This is a genomic window from Micromonospora sp. WMMD1155 (assembly GCF_029581275.1).
Classification (GTDB): Bacteria; Actinomycetota; Actinomycetes; order Mycobacteriales; family Micromonosporaceae; genus Micromonospora.
On record NZ_CP120742.1, the window covers coordinates 493,360 to 507,321 of the forward strand.

The window sequence follows — 13,962 nt, forward strand, 5'->3', positions numbered from 1 at the left end:
GGGCATGATCCAGGCACCATGGACAGGCTATGACGCTCACCGCCGCGCTACCGAGAAGCGCCGACCCCGACACCCTCTTCGACGCGTTCGCCGGTTGGGCGAAGGAGCGCGGCCTCGACCTCTACCCCCATCAGGAGGAGGCGGTCATCGAGATCGTCTCCGGCGCCAACCTGATCATGAACACTCCGACCGGCTCGGGTAAGAGCCTGGTGGCGATCGCGGCGCACTTCGCGGCCCTCGCCGACAACCGGACGACCTTCTACACCGCGCCGATCAAGGCCCTGGTGTCGGAGAAGTTCTTCGCGCTCTGCGAGGTCTTCGGCGCCGAGAACGTCGGCATGTTGACCGGCGACGCCAGCGTCAACGCCGACGCCCCGATCATCTGCTGCACCGCGGAGATCCTGGCCAACCTGGCGCTGCGCGAGGGCGACCGGGCCGACGTCGGCCAGGTGATCATGGACGAGTTCCACTTCTACGCCGAACCCGACCGGGGTTGGGCGTGGCAGGTGCCGATCATCGAGCTGCCGCAGGCCCAGTTCATCCTGATGTCCGCCACCCTGGGGGACACCACCCGCTTCGTCGACGACCTGACCCGGCGCACCGGGCGGCCGACCGCCGTCGTGCGCTCGGCGGAGCGGCCGGTCCCGCTCATCTTCTCGTACGCGATGACGCCGCTGCACGAGACGCTCGAGGAGCTGCTGGAGACCAAGCAGGCCCCGGTGTACGTGGTGCACTTCACCCAGGCCGCCGCGCTGGAACGCGCCCAGGCGCTGACCAGCGTCAACGTCGCGACCCGCGCCGAGAAGGACATGATCGCCCAGGCGATCGGCAACTTCCGGTTCACCGCCGGCTTCGGCAAGACGCTCTCCCGGCTGGTCCGGCACGGCATCGGGGTGCACCACGCCGGCATGCTCCCCAAGTACCGCCGCCTGGTGGAGACCCTCGCCCAGGCCGGCCTGCTCAAGGTCATCTGCGGCACCGACACGCTCGGCGTCGGCATCAACGTGCCGATCCGCACCGTACTGTTCACCGGTCTGTCCAAGTACGACGGGGTCCGGACCCGGCTGCTGAAGAACCGGGAGTTCCACCAGATCGCCGGGCGGGCCGGTCGAGCCGGGTACGACACCATCGGCCGGGTCGTGGTGCAGGCCCCCGAGCACGTCATCGACAACGAGAAGGCGCTCGCCAAGGCCGGGGACGACCCGAAGAAGCGGCGCAAGGTGGTCCGCAAGAAGCCACCGGAGGGCTCGATCGGCTGGGGGCAGCCCACCTTCGACCGGCTCGTCGACGCCGAGCCGGAGCCGCTGACGTCGAGCTTCCAGGTCAGCCACTCGATGCTGCTCAACGTCATCGGCCGCCCCGGGGACGCGTTCAGCGCGATGCGGCACCTCCTCACCGACAACCACGAGGACGCCGCCGCGCAGCGCCGGCACATCCGCCGGGCGATCGCCATCTACCGGGCGCTGCGCGCGGGCGGGGTCGTCGAGGAGTTGCCCGAGCCGGACGAGACGGGCCGGCGGATCCGGCTCACCGTCGACCTCCAGCTCGACTTCGCTCTCAACCAGCCGCTCTCCCCGCTCGCCCTGGCCACCATCGAACTGCTCGACGCCGAGTCGCCGTCGTACCCGCTCGACGTGCTGAGCGTGATCGAGTCGATCCTCGACGACCCCCGGCAGATCCTGTCCGCGCAGCAGTTCAAGGCGCGCGGTGAGGCCGTCGCCGCGATGAAGGCCGAAGGCATCGAGTACGAGGCCCGCCTCGAACTGCTCGAGGAGGTGACCCACCCGAAGCCCCTCGCGGAGCTGCTGGAGGCCGCCTACGAGATGTACCGGCAGGGCCACCCCTGGGTCGCCGACCACCAGCTCTCCCCCAAGGCCGTCGTCCGGGACATGTACGAGCGGGCCATGACCTTCACCGAGTACGTGCAGTTCTACGGGCTGACCCGTTCGGAGGGGCTGGTCCTGCGCTACCTGGCCGACGCGTACAAGACGCTGCGGCAGACCGTGCCCGAGGACGCCAAGACCGAGGAGCTGATCGACCTCATCGAGTGGCTGGGCGAGCTGGTCCGCCAGGTCGACTCCAGCCTGATCGACGAGTGGGAACGGCTGCGCAACCCGTCCGACGTGGCCGAGGTCGCCCAGGCGCACGCCGCGCTCACCGACCGGCCTCCGGCGGTGACCCGCAACGCCCGGGCGTTCCGGGTGCTGGTGCGCAACGCGTTGTTCCGTCGCGTCGAGCTGGCCGCGCTTCGCCGCTGGGACCTGCTCGCCGAGTTGGACGCCGAGGACGGCTGGGACTACGACGCGTGGTCCGACGCGTTGGGGCCGTACTTCGAGGCGTACGACTCGATCGGGGTCGGCCCGGACGCCCGGGGGCCGGCGCTGCTGATGATCGAGCAGGGTCGGGAGCGGTGGACCGTACGGCAGATCTTCGACGACCCGGACGGCGACCACGACTGGGGCATCAGCGCCGAGGTCGACCTGGCGGCCTCGGACGAGGTCGGTGCCGCCGTCGTCCGGATCACCGACGTCGGTCAACTCTGAGGCGGCTGCCCCGACGGGCCGTCGGGGGCGCCCAGCCAGGACGGCAGCGGCCTACCGCCGAGGTGGTGCCGTCGAGGCGCGGACGACGACCTCGGTCGGCAGGATCAGGGCCTGACGGGTCGGCGCGGGCCGCAGGAGCATGCGTACCGCCTCCGCGCCCTTGCGGGCGTGCGGTTGCCGCACGGTGGTGAGCGCCGGGTCGGCCGCTGCCGCCGCCGGTACGTCGTCGAAGCCGACGACGGAGAGGTCACCGGGGACGTCGATGCCGCGACGGGTGGCTTCGGCGATCGCACCGAGCGCGAGCCGGTCGCTCATCGCCAGGATCGCGGTGGGCGGCTCGGCGTGGTCGAGCAGGGGCACCGCGGCGGCGGCCCCGTCGGCCTCCTCGACCCCGCGCGCCGCGACGACGACGATCCGGCCGTCGCCGTCGGAGAGCGCGGGGCCGAGCGCGTCCCGGTAGCCGTCGAGGCGGGCCCGGTTGGCGACGTACCCGGTGGGCGCGTCGAGCCCGGCGGGCACCACCGTGGTCTCCGAGTGGCGGGCCAGCGCGAAGCTGATCACGCCGATCCGGCGGTGACCGAGCTCGACCAGGTGGGCCGCCGCCGCGCGGGCCGCCGCGCGGTCGTCGATGCCGACATACGGCTCTCCCGGCGTCACCGGGGCGTCGAGCCCGACGACCGGCAACCGCCGGGCCCGCAGCAGCTCCCGCCGCTCGGGTTCCAAGGGATCGCAGAAGGCGACGAACCCGTCCACGAGCGCGGTGGGAACGACGTCCGGCAGGCCCGGCTCGGCGCGGGGCACCAGCACCAGTGAGGAGCCGTGTTCACCGCAGACGCGGGCGACGCCGGCCATGGTCAGGCGGGCGGCGGGGTCCTCGAAGAGGTACTGCAGGGGCTCGTGGATGATCAGCCCGATCGCGCCGGTGCGGCCTCGGCGGAAGGTGTTGGCGATCGGATCGGGGCCGGGATAGCCGAGGTCGCGTGCCGCGGCCAGGATGCGGTCGCGCAGCTCGCGGCTGAGCTGGTCGGGCCGGTTGAAGGCGTTGCTCACCGTGGCCTGACTGACGCCGAGCGCTCGCGCGACGTCTCGCATCCGTGGGGGTGGATCGCTGGGCACTGGAGAACCTCCCTGCGTTGTGCCGGTCCTCTGATACGTATAAGTTAGCCACATGAGCGTCGATGTCGCAGACGGCCTGGACGGCCGCACCAGCAGCGACTGGCGCATACCGGCGGTCGCCTTCGCGGTCAACGGCGCACTTTACGGCAGCCTGCTCACCCGCTTCCCCGAGATCGCCGACCGGGTGTCCGCCAGCGAAACCCAGTTCGGTGTGGTGCTCTTCGCGGCGGCGATCGGCGGGCTGCTCGGCTCCCTCGTCGCTCCCCTGCTCGCCCGCGCCGTCGGCGAGCGGTCGGCCACCCTGCTCGCCGGGGCGGGCTACGCGCTGCTGGCCGTGGGCGTGGCGTGGGCACCGCAGTTGATCCTGCTGGGCGGGGCCCTGCTGCTGCTCGGCGTCCTCGACGGCGCGCACGACGTGGCGATGAACGCCTTCGCGGTCCGGGTGCAGCAGCACCGCGCCACGACCCTGATGGGCCGGATGCACGCCACCTGGTCACTCTCGCTGGCCGGGGCGGGTGTGCTCGGAACGGTCGCCGCCGGGCTCCGGGTGCCGGTGGCCCTGCACGTCGGCCTCGCCGCCACGGTGGCGTTGGCCGCCCAGCTCGCGATCGCCCTCGGCCACAAGGGGATGGTGGTCGAGGGCACGCCCGCGCCGACCCCGCCGGTGGACGGCCCGGCCGCCTCCGCCACGACGGGCGGCGGCCCGTCCACACCGGCCCCGACAGGCGACGGCCCGTCCACGCCGGTCCGGACGGGTGACGGCCCGGCGCGACCGGCGCGTACCCTTCGTCGGCTGCGGTACGTGCTGCCGGTGTTGGGGCTCGCGGCGGTGGCCGCCAGCTATGTGGAGAGCCCGGGGCAGGAGTGGACCGGGCTTCTGCTGAGCCGCGGGTTCGACGCGACACCGCAGGTGGCGGCCGCGGCACCGGTGCTCTTCGGAGCCGGACTGCTGGCCTCGCGCCTGCTGCTGGACGCGGCGGTGTCCCGGGTCGGCCAGGCCCGAGTCGCGGCGGTCAGCGGCGCCACGATGATGACGGCCGTGGTGGTGGGTCTGCTGTGCACACTCCTCGCCGCTCCGGTGTGGTGGGCGCTGGCCGCGGTCGCCGTGGCCGGCTTCGGGGCCGGGCCGGCCTTCCCGCTGCTCTTCGGCTCGGCGGACCAGCTCAGCGTGCGGCACGGCATTCCCCCGGCCCGGACGGCGTCCATGGTCTCGGCGCTGTCCCGGGTAGGTGCCATCTCGGCGCCGATCGTGGTGGGGCCGCTGACCGACGCGTTCGGAATGGGGATGGTTTTCGCGATCATGGCAGTCGGCGCCGCGCTGGTGCTGGGCGCGCTGCCACGGGCGGTCCGGTGACCCGGCCGCCCGCACGACACGGTCTCCGGGCACGGTGACAGGAGGTTCGGCGATGCGGTATGCGCGGCTCGGCTCGACGGGGCTCACCGTCTCCCGACTCTGCCTGGGTGGGATGAGCTTCGGCGAACCACACCGTGGGGCCGACTCGTGGACGCTGCCCGAGCAGGAGAGCCGGCGGGTGATCCGCAGTGCGCTCGACGCCGGCATCACCTTCTTCGACACCGCCAACGTCTACTCCGACGGCTCCAGTGAGGAGATCCTCGGCCGCGCCCTCGGCGAGTACGCGCGGCGCGACGACGTGGTCATCGCCACCAAGGTCTTCGGCCCGATGGGGCCGGGGCCCAACCAGCGGGGGCTGTCCCGCAAGGCGATCCTCGCCGAGTTGGACAACAGCCTGCGCCGGCTCCGCACCGACTACGTCGACCTGTACCAGATCCACCGCTGGGATCCGACGACGCCGATCGAGGAGACGTTGGAGACCCTGCACGACGTCGTACGGGCCGGGAAGGTCCGTTATCTCGGGGCGTCCTCGATGTACGCGTGGCAGTTCGCCACCGCGTTGCAGGTCGCCGAGCAGCACGGCTGGTCCCGGTTCGTCAGCATGCAGAACTACCACAACCTGATCTACCGCGAGGAGGAGCGGGAGATGCTCCCGCTCTGCCGGGCCCGGGGCATCGGCACTCTGCCGTGGAGTCCGTTGGCTCGGGGCAAGCTGGCCCGCGAATGGACGACGAGCACCCGGCGCACCGCCGACGACGCGTTCGGGCACAGCCTGTACGCCCGGACCGAGGATTCGGACCGGGCGGTCGCGGCCCGACTCGGCGATGTCGCCCGGACGCGAGGGGCACCTCGGGCGCAGATCGCGCTGGCCTGGCTGCTGCGGCAGCCGCCGGTGACCGCCCCGATCATCGGCGTGACGGACGTGCGGCAGCTCGACGACGCACTGGGCGCCCTCGACATCGAGTTGTCACCCGACGAGGTCGACCAGCTCGAGGAGCGCTACGAGCCGCACGCCGTGGTGGCGCTGGACTGATCACGACGGGCCGCCGTGGCGCCTGACGGCGGCTATCCCGAAAAGGGACGCCCGCAGGCCGCGTCGGCACCTTTTCGGCGTTCGCCGACCATCGCCGCATTGCCGAGTCGTTTGATCTCGACGGCGTGATATGTGTTTCCGGTAAATGACGTCGCTGTATCCCTCTAAATACATCTCCAAGGCCCATGGGAATTGCGCCGACTCAGGTGTGACGCGGATCACTGTTTGAAGAGAAAATAGCCGATCGGGCGATGTTTCTGTGACCGAGCGCTTGACGCCTATGGCGCCCTGTGGAAATCTCGTGACAGGAAGATAGTCAACAATGTCTATGCCGGGGGTGTCATTAAGTTTCGCACTGCGAGGCGTTGCGTCGTCTCCCTCTAGAGCCTCGGCGGCACGAGTGCCCGCCTGGCGCGCCGCATGGAAAATACGCGACCGACAAAGCTGCGCCTCATTCGCGCAGCTGATTCGGCGTGCATTCTGGCGACACTTTTCCAGCAACGGAAAGCGCGTTGAATGCTGCCCGAAATCCGAGACATCGAGAGGTTCGAAATGACCTCACCTCACTTCGTTGCGAAGGGCGGAATTCTGTGACTGCCAGCATGACGTATCTCGACGCTCTACCACCGGACCGTCACCCGAACCTGGTGGACGACGAATTCGAGCTGCCGTATCGACTTTCCCGGCTGGCGCAGTTGTCCAACGACGTACGGGCGCATCTGCTCAAGATGATCCACCTCGCCGGTTCCGGCCATGTGGGGTCGTCGCTCTCCTGCGTGGACCTGGTCAGCACGCTCAAGTTCGACCAGATGGACACCGCCGGCGACGACGTCTTCATCCTCTCCAAGGGTCACGCGGCGCCGGCCTGGTACGCGGCCCTGATGGTCGCCGGGGACCTCGACGTCGCCGAGATCGGCACCCTGCGCCGGATCGACAGCCGGCTCCAGGGCCACCCCGACCGCACCCGGCTCGACCTGGTGGCGGTGAGCACCGGCGCGCTCGGCCAGGGCCTGTCGGTCGGCATCGGGCGAGCCCAGGCACGACGCCTGCGGGGCGAGGGCTCCACCGTGTACTGCCTCGTCGGTGACGGCGAGTTGCAGGAAGGGCAGATGTGGGAGGCCATCATGTACGCCGGGGCCCGGGGCCTGGGCAACGTGGTGCTGCTCGTCGACTACAACCGAAGCCAGAACGACGGGACGCTCGAAGAGATCCTGCCGTTGCATCCCCTGCCGGAGAAGCTGCGGTCGTTCCACTGGCACGTGCAGGAGGTCAACGGCCACTCCCATCTGGCGATCCGGGACGCCGTCGCCAACGCGCGGGAGAACTGGATGCAGCCTTCCGTGATCATCGCGCACACCCGCAAGGGCTATCTCGGCCCCGGGCAGATCCTGCTCAACGGCTCGCACAGCGGCACCATGACCCCCGAGGTGTACGAGGACGCCATCGCATACCTGGGGCGGGTGAGCGTGTGAAGGCGACCCGCGACTGGTTCGGCGACGCGTTGGTGGACGTCGCCGCGGACCACGAGAACGTCCTGGTCGTCAACTGCGACCTCGCCTCGGCGACCAAGACGACGCAGTTCAAGAAGACCTTCCCCGACCGGTTCTTCGAGATCGGCATCGCCGAGGCCAACGCCATCGGCGTCGCGGCGGGCCTGGCCCAGGAGGGGTACCGGCCGTTCGTCGCCAGCTTCGGCCACTTCCTGACCGGCAAGTTCCTGGAGATCTTCCAGTCGGTGGGGCTCAACAACGCCGGTGTCGTCCTGGTCGGCACGCACGCGGGGCTCGCCATCGGCAAGGACGGCCCGACCCAGATGGGCCTTCGCGATCTGGCGGTGATCCGCAGCCTGCCGAACGTGGAGGTGCTGCAACCGGCCGACGGGGTGGAGACGCGCGCCATGCTGGCCTACGCCGTGACCCATGACCGACCCATCTACCTACGGCTGTGCCGGCAGCCCCAGCGTGAGGTGCACGACCCTGACTACCGGTTCCGCTCCGGCCACCCGGACGTCGTCAGCCACGGCACGGACGTCGCCGTCGTGACGATGGGCGGAATGGTGCCCGTGGTGCTCGACGCCGTCGAACTGCTCGCCCCGACCGGTCTGCGACCCACCGTGGTGAACGCCTCGTCCCTCCCCCTGGACGTGCCCGCCACCACCGAGCTGCTGCGGCGACACCGGCACGTCCTGGTCTTCGAGGACCACTTCATCCGCGGCGGCCTCATCGACGAGGTCGGCCGGATCGTGCTGGGGCTCGACCGGCACGTCCGGTTCCACGCCTGGGGCGTCGACGACTACGGCCAGGCCGGTTCCCCGGAGGAACTCTACGAACGCTACGAACTCGACGCGCCCGGTGTGGCGAGCCGGATCCGGGCCGCGACCACCCCCTCCCCCGAGATCGGAGACAGCCAGCGATGACGCGAATCGACCCGCCGAAGAACCTCGCCCACGACCTCGCCCAGGCCCCCTACCTCTTCGTCGAGCACGAGCTGGTCCTCGGCGCCGGCTCGCCGTACCGGTGCCACCCCGCAGACCACCGCAGCTTCATCGTGATCGGCGGCCGGGTCCGCGTCGAGTCGCGGCACGCCGACGGCAGCGGCCACCGCGAGTACGGCTACCTACAGGGCTGGCACGCGGAGCCGGGTGCGACCTACCGCTTCACCCAGGTCGGCGTCGGGCCGGCCGTGGTGGTGGAGGCCGGATCCACCACCGGTCCCGTGCACGAGTCCTGGGACGTCCCGGTCACCCCCACCACAGCAGCGCACTGCCGCGACGTCGACTCCTACCGCGTCGACAAGCCGTGGGGGCACGAGGTCTGGTACACGAACAACCTCGGCGGCATCCCGTACGCCCTCAAGCAGATCCACATGACCGCCGGGCACCAGTCGTCGTTGCAGTCGCACCAGCAGAAGGTGGAGACGAACTACGTCGTCGACGGTCAGGCGACCGTCCTCAACGGCACGCCGGCCCCCGGCGACACCGACGCCGTCATCGACACCGACGCGCTGCCGCGCGCCGTGCACGGCCGCCGGTCGGGCTGGTCCTCGGCCGCGAACGTGCTGCACCGGGTGATCGCCGAATCGGACTACACCTCCGTCGAGGTCTCCACCCCCGAACTGGACGACGTGATCCGGTGGGCGGACGACACCAACCGCGGCAACGGTCGCATCGAGGTCGAGCACGTGGGGGCGCGGGTATGAGCACCGTCGACGACATCCAGCTCTACCTGGCGGAGAAGCGCGCCATCATCGACCACTTCCCGGTCGACGCCGTCGTGGCCGCGGCGGAGATGCTGTTCCGCACCTACGACGAGGGCGGCACGGTGTACGCGATGGGCAACGGCGGCAACGCCGGCACCCTCGACCACGCCTATTGCGACTTCAAGCACCACCCGTTCGTCTCCGAGGACAAGAGCCGACCGGTGTCGGCGTCGGTGCGGCGGCTCACCTTCGTCAACCTGTGCGGCTCCTCCGCGGAGCTCAGTGGGCTGGTCAACGACCTCGGCCCGGACACCATGTTCTCCGCCTCGCTCGAACCGTTCGCCACCGAGCGCGACCTGGTCATGGCGTACAGCGGAAGTGGCAACTCGCCGAACGTGGTGCGGGCGCTGCAGGCCGCGACGAAGGCCGGGGCGCGCACCTTCGCGATGACCAAGGGCGACGGCGGTCGCTGCCGGGAATTGGCCGACGTGTGCCTCGTCGTGCCGGGCACCTCCCGGTTCCCGGGGCAGACCGGGCGCAACGACAACAACTTCCACTTCGAGGACCTGATGCTCTCGGTCAACCACATGCTGGTCGGCCTGCTCAAGCAACGCGTCGGGCAGGCGGCCCGACCGGTCCAGCCGACCGCGTAGCCGCAGGAGGTGGCCCGATGTTGACGATCAATCCAGTCCGGTCGAGGCCGGTGCTCGCCTCCCTGGAACGGCTCATCGGCCCGCAGCGGGCCGACCGGCTCCGGCGGGCCGCCGCGGAGATCCAGGACAGGCTCGACGGCGGCACACTGTGGCACGTCAACTCCACACCCACCGGCGGTGGGGTGGCCGAGATGCTGCGGACACTGCTGCCCCTCTACGGTGAACTGGGCGTGCGAGCCCGCTGGGCGGTGGTCAGCGGAGACGACGCCTTCTTCCGGATCACCAAACGCCTCGGCGTGGCGCTCTACGGCAGCGACGGCGACGGGGGTCCGCTCGGTGCGGCCGAACGCGCGGCGTACCTCGATGCCCTCAAACCCGCCGCGGACCGCCTCGTCCAGACCGTCGACGGTCGCGACGTGGTCATCCTGCACGACCACCAGACCGCCGGGCTGGTCCCGGCGCTGGCGGGCCGGGTCGCGTCGGTGCACTGGCGCTGTCACGTCGGCGTGGACGAGCCCACCGACGCCTCCGAGCGCGGGTGGGACTTCCTGACCGAACTGCTGGACGAGGTCGACTCGCTGATCTTCTCGGTGGCCGACCACGTCCCGATCCGGCTGCGTGACCGGACCGTACGGATCCAACCGCCGTTCATCTCCCCGTTCGACGCCAAGAACGTCGACCTCCCGGCCGACACCGTCCGCGCCTGCCTGGCGCAGTGCGGTCTCGACCCGGCCGGGGCACCGGCGAGGTCGCCGGTGCCGGTGCGTACCGCGGCGGGGGACGTCCGACTCCAGTCCACGCCGACCGTGATCTCCGACGGCGGCCGTCGGCTCGGCGAGCCGCTGATCACCCAGGTGTCGCGGTGGGACCGGCTCAAGGACATGGCCGGTGTGCTCACCGCGGTCACCGACCACGTACCCGTCGGGCACCTCGCCCTGGTCGGCCCGGATCCGGCCGCGATCGCCGACGACGTCGAGCAGGGTTTCTGGTACGCGGACTGCCTCGACCACTGGCGGCGGCTGCCGCCGGCGCAGCGGCGACGGGTGAGCCTGGTCAGCCTGCCGATGGCCGACCCGACGGAGAACGCGGTGCTGGTCAACGCGGTTCAGCGGGCGTCCGACGTGGTCGTGCAGAAGAGCCTCGCCGAGGGCTTCGGCCTCACCGTGGCGGAGGCCATGTGGAAGTCACGGCTGGTGGTGGGCAGTGCCGTGGGCGGTATCCGCGCGCAGATCACCGACGGGGTCGACGGTTTCCTGCTGGCCGACCCGGCGGACCTGCGCGGCCTGGGCCGGATCGTCGCCGCCGCCCTGAGCGACGCGACGGATCGCCAGGAGATCGGGGAACGCGCGCACCGACGGGTGCGCGACGACTTCCTCCCGGACCGGGAGGTGACGACGACGGCGTCGATGCTGGCGCCAGAGAGGATGGCAACGCGATGAGCACCAGCAAGCGAGGGCTCAACCCGGAACAGGTGGCGGCGTACCGCACCGACGGATACGTCATCGGCGACGGACTGCTCAAGCCGGACACCTTTCTCGGCCTGAAGAACCACTTCGAACGCAAGCTCGCCGCTCTGCCCGAGGGGGAGCGACCGGAGGACATGGACGTCCCCCACTTCACCGACCCGGAGCTGTTCCGGTGGTTGCTCGACCCGGACGTGCTCGACGTGGTCGAGAGCGTGGTGGGCCCGGACATCGCCCTGTTCACGTCCCACTTCTTCTGCAAGCCGGCGGGCGACGGCAAGAGCGTTCCGTGGCACACCGACGGCTACTTCTGGCGGGAGATGATCGAACCCGCCGGCCAGGCCATGACGATCTGGCTGGCGATCGACCCGTCCACACTGGAGAACGGCTGCATGAAGGTCATCCCCGGCAGCCACGTCGACGGCACGGGCAGCTACCGGCGCGTCACCGACGACACCAGCGTCTTCGACGAGGAGCTGGACCAGAGCCGCGTCGACGCCGGACGGGCCGTCCCGGTGCAGCTGCAACCCAACCAGTTCAGCATCCACTCCGGGGGCCTCGTGCACAGCAGCGAGGTCAACCGCAGCGCGCTGCGACGGTGTGGGTTCACCATGCGCTACATCAGCACGAGTGTCCGGTTCAACCACGAGGGGGTGGGGCACAAGCACCAGATCTTCCTGGCCCGGGGTGAGGACCGCGCCGGCAACACGTACGGCGACCCGAGCCGGGCGTACCCCGAGCTGGTCCAGACCCGGGGAATGGGTCAACGGTTCGTCGGCGCCGAGCGCTGACCGCCGGGATCGACACGACGGTGCAGCTCGGAATCATCACGGCCGGCCGGACGGCGACCATCGCCTGCGGCGCCCTGCTGCTGGACATGGACGGCACGCTCGTCGACTCCCAGGTCTGCGTGGAGCGCAAGTGGCGCGACTGGTGCCGCCGGCACGGGCTGGACGCCGACGAGTTGCTGCGCGTCTCCCACGGCCTCCAGTTGGCCGACACCGTCCGGTTGACGGCTCCCCACCTCGACCTGGCGGCGGAGGTGGCGGACCTGATCCGGCGCGAGGAGCAGGACACCGACGGCCTCCGGCCGGTCGCCGGGGCAGCGCGGCTGTTGGCCGCGCTGCCCCCGCGACGGTGGGCGGTGGTGACGTCGGCCTGGCAGCGGCTGGCCGAGATCCGGATGCGGCATCTGGACCTGCCGGTCCCCCAGGTCCTGATCACCGCCGACGACACGGCCCACGGCAAGCCCGCCCCGGACGGCTACCTGCTGGCGGCGGCACGCCTGGGCTGTCCGCCGGCGGACTGCGTCGTGGTCGAGGACAGCCCGGCGGGCATCGAGTCGGGTCGCCGGGCGGGCATGCGGGTCGTCGCGGTGGCCACGACCTTCGCCCCGGACGCGCTGGACGCCCTCGACGCCGACTGGGTCGTGGACGACCTGACGGGCGTCGTCGTGCTCGATCCGACCCCCGCCCGCTGACCCCTCCGAGAGACGACGTCTGTCCGGTCCGGCTCAAGGTGGCACTCGTTCAAGCCCGTGACCGGTAGCGGGACAGCTAGACGCGGACGGGTGACGGTGGAGCCACCGGCTGTCAATCGTGGTTGACAGTGCCGGTCTTGTCAATGTAGGTTGACAGGACCCCCGGGGCGGCGATCCGCCGGTGCGGCCGACGAGGCTTCGGCCACCGGTCACGACCCGGCACAGTGGACTTGTCGTCGATCTACCAAGAGGAATCCGCCGATGAGCACGACCACCCTCATCCCCGCAGCCACACCTCCCTCGCGGCAGCCGAGCCGGACGACGAAGGCTCTGCTCCTCTGCGGCGCCGCCGCCGGTCCGCTGTTCACCCTGGCGTTCCTGATCGAGGGCGCATCCCGCGACGGTTACGACCCGTTGCGGCATCCGGTCAGTTCACTCGCCATCGGCGCCTACGGTTGGACCCAGACGGCCAACTTCCTCCTGTGCGGCCTGCTCACCCTGGCCTTCGCCGTCGGGGTACGGCGGGCACTCCGGCCAGGCCGGGCGGCGACCTGGGGGCCGTTGCTGATCGGAGTCTGGGCGATCGGCCTGCTCGGCGCGGGCGCATTCGTCGCCGACCCAGTCAGCGGCTATCCGCCCGGGACTCCGGATACGCTGCCCCAGTACACCACCTCCGGCGCGCTACACGACGGGTTTGCCCTGTTCGCGTTCCCCGCGCTGGTGGCCGCCTGCTTTGTCTTCACCCGCAGGTTCGCCGGGCAACGTCAGCACGGGTGGGCGATCTATTCCGCGCTTACCGGTCTCGCCTTTCTGGCCGGAGACATCCTCGCCGGCGCCGGCTTCAGCCAGACCGCCGGCTTGGTCGACCTCGCCGGGCTGTATCAGCGCATCACCGTCATCATCGGCTTGCTCTGGCTCACCCTGCTCGCCATGCACCTGCGGAGCCAGGTCTCCAAGGCCACCCATCGCCGCGCGACCAGGTAGGGTTCGCCGACCGGCCACCTTCACCCGGACTCCGGCCAACGCGACGTACCCGTCGGCACCGCTTGCGCGACGAGAAGGTCCGTACCGGCTTGCCGAGTTCGAACCGCACCTCAGCCGAGTTGATCAAGACGGCACGAG

General features: G+C 70.6%; 12 protein-coding genes. 11 read left to right on the forward strand and 1 reads right to left on the reverse strand.

Annotated elements, in window-relative coordinates; genetic code table 11:
- Positions 1-29: 29 nt before the first annotated feature.
- Entirely contained in the window at positions 30-2,543 is a 2,514-nt protein-coding gene (locus O7617_RS02025; protein ID WP_282261084.1) for a DEAD/DEAH box helicase, read from the forward strand.
- 51 nt (positions 2,544-2,594) lie between these two features.
- On the opposite strand, the gene O7617_RS02030 is transcribed toward O7617_RS02025, so the two are convergent.
- Entirely contained in the window at positions 2,595-3,635 is a 1,041-nt protein-coding gene (locus tag O7617_RS02030; RefSeq protein ID WP_282261086.1) for a LacI family DNA-binding transcriptional regulator, read from the reverse strand.
- A 76-nt stretch (positions 3,636-3,711) separates the two neighbouring features.
- Here O7617_RS02030 and O7617_RS02035 point away from each other — a divergent pair, with 76 nt between their 5' ends.
- The 10 genes from O7617_RS02035 to O7617_RS02080 all read left to right on the forward strand — a co-directional run bounded on the left by O7617_RS02035 (position 3,712) and on the right by O7617_RS02080 (position 13,824).
- The gene (locus O7617_RS02035; protein WP_282261087.1) at positions 3,712-5,013 is read left to right on the forward strand and encodes an MFS transporter; all 1,302 of its coding nucleotides are present in this window, start codon (positions 3,712-3,714) and stop codon (positions 5,011-5,013) included.
- A gap of 52 nt (positions 5,014-5,065) precedes the next feature.
- Entirely contained in the window at positions 5,066-6,046 is a 981-nt protein-coding gene (locus O7617_RS02040) for an aldo/keto reductase (protein WP_282261088.1), read from the forward strand.
- Positions 6,047-6,648: 602 nt separating this feature from the next.
- On the forward strand, positions 6,649-7,518 hold the full coding sequence (locus tag O7617_RS02045; RefSeq protein WP_282261089.1) for a transketolase: 870 nt from the start codon (positions 6,649-6,651) through the stop codon (positions 7,516-7,518).
- The gene (locus O7617_RS02050) at positions 7,515-8,462 is read left to right on the forward strand and encodes a transketolase C-terminal domain-containing protein (RefSeq protein WP_282261090.1); all 948 of its coding nucleotides are present in this window, start codon (positions 7,515-7,517) and stop codon (positions 8,460-8,462) included. Before O7617_RS02045 ends, O7617_RS02050 begins: the two co-directional genes overlap by 4 nt.
- Positions 8,459-9,244 (forward strand): hypothetical protein, encoded by a 786-nt coding sequence (locus O7617_RS02055; protein WP_282261091.1) that lies wholly within the window; start codon positions 8,459-8,461, stop codon positions 9,242-9,244. The genes O7617_RS02050 and O7617_RS02055 overlap by 4 nt, the downstream gene beginning before the upstream one ends.
- A complete protein-coding gene (locus O7617_RS02060; protein ID WP_282261093.1) occupies positions 9,241-9,897 on the forward strand; it encodes an SIS domain-containing protein in 657 nt (218 codons plus the stop codon). The genes O7617_RS02055 and O7617_RS02060 overlap by 4 nt, the downstream gene beginning before the upstream one ends.
- 17 nt (positions 9,898-9,914) lie before the next feature.
- Positions 9,915-11,336, forward strand: coding sequence for a glycosyltransferase (locus O7617_RS02065; protein WP_282261095.1), 1,422 nt, complete (start codon positions 9,915-9,917; stop codon positions 11,334-11,336).
- Positions 11,333-12,151 carry a phytanoyl-CoA dioxygenase family protein gene (locus O7617_RS02070; RefSeq protein WP_282261096.1) on the forward strand — a complete coding sequence of 273 codons (819 nt, stop codon included), beginning with the start codon at positions 11,333-11,335 and terminating at the stop codon, positions 12,149-12,151. Before O7617_RS02065 ends, O7617_RS02070 begins: the two co-directional genes overlap by 4 nt.
- A gap of 20 nt (positions 12,152-12,171) precedes the next feature.
- Positions 12,172-12,840, forward strand: coding sequence for an HAD-IA family hydrolase (locus O7617_RS02075; protein WP_282261097.1), 669 nt, complete (start codon positions 12,172-12,174; stop codon positions 12,838-12,840).
- A 261-nt stretch (positions 12,841-13,101) separates the two neighbouring features.
- Entirely contained in the window at positions 13,102-13,824 is a 723-nt protein-coding gene (locus O7617_RS02080) for a DUF998 domain-containing protein (protein ID WP_282261098.1), read from the forward strand.
- Positions 13,825-13,962 lie beyond the last annotated feature (138 nt).

What these genes read in the sequence shown, in the direction of transcription:
- O7617_RS02030 (WP_282261086.1), bottom strand. Translation starts at nt 3,635, where the DNA reads ATGCGAGACGTCGCGCGAGCGCTCGGCGTCAGTCAGGCCACGGTGAGC.
- O7617_RS02040 (WP_282261088.1), top strand. Translation starts at nt 5,066, where the DNA reads ATGCGGTATGCGCGGCTCGGCTCGACGGGGCTCACCGTCTCCCGACTC.
- O7617_RS02080 (WP_282261098.1), top strand. Translation starts at nt 13,102, where the DNA reads ATGAGCACGACCACCCTCATCCCCGCAGCCACACCTCCCTCGCGGCAG.
- O7617_RS02060 (WP_282261093.1), top strand. Translation starts at nt 9,241, where the DNA reads ATGAGCACCGTCGACGACATCCAGCTCTACCTGGCGGAGAAGCGCGCC.
- O7617_RS02065 (WP_282261095.1), top strand. Translation starts at nt 9,915, where the DNA reads ATGTTGACGATCAATCCAGTCCGGTCGAGGCCGGTGCTCGCCTCCCTG.
- O7617_RS02045 (WP_282261089.1), top strand. Translation starts at nt 6,649, where the DNA reads ATGACGTATCTCGACGCTCTACCACCGGACCGTCACCCGAACCTGGTG.
- O7617_RS02070 (WP_282261096.1), top strand. Translation starts at nt 11,333, where the DNA reads ATGAGCACCAGCAAGCGAGGGCTCAACCCGGAACAGGTGGCGGCGTAC.
- O7617_RS02025 (WP_282261084.1), top strand. Translation starts at nt 30, where the DNA reads ATGACGCTCACCGCCGCGCTACCGAGAAGCGCCGACCCCGACACCCTC.
- O7617_RS02035 (WP_282261087.1), top strand. Translation starts at nt 3,712, where the DNA reads ATGAGCGTCGATGTCGCAGACGGCCTGGACGGCCGCACCAGCAGCGAC.
- O7617_RS02055 (WP_282261091.1), top strand. Translation starts at nt 8,459, where the DNA reads ATGACGCGAATCGACCCGCCGAAGAACCTCGCCCACGACCTCGCCCAG.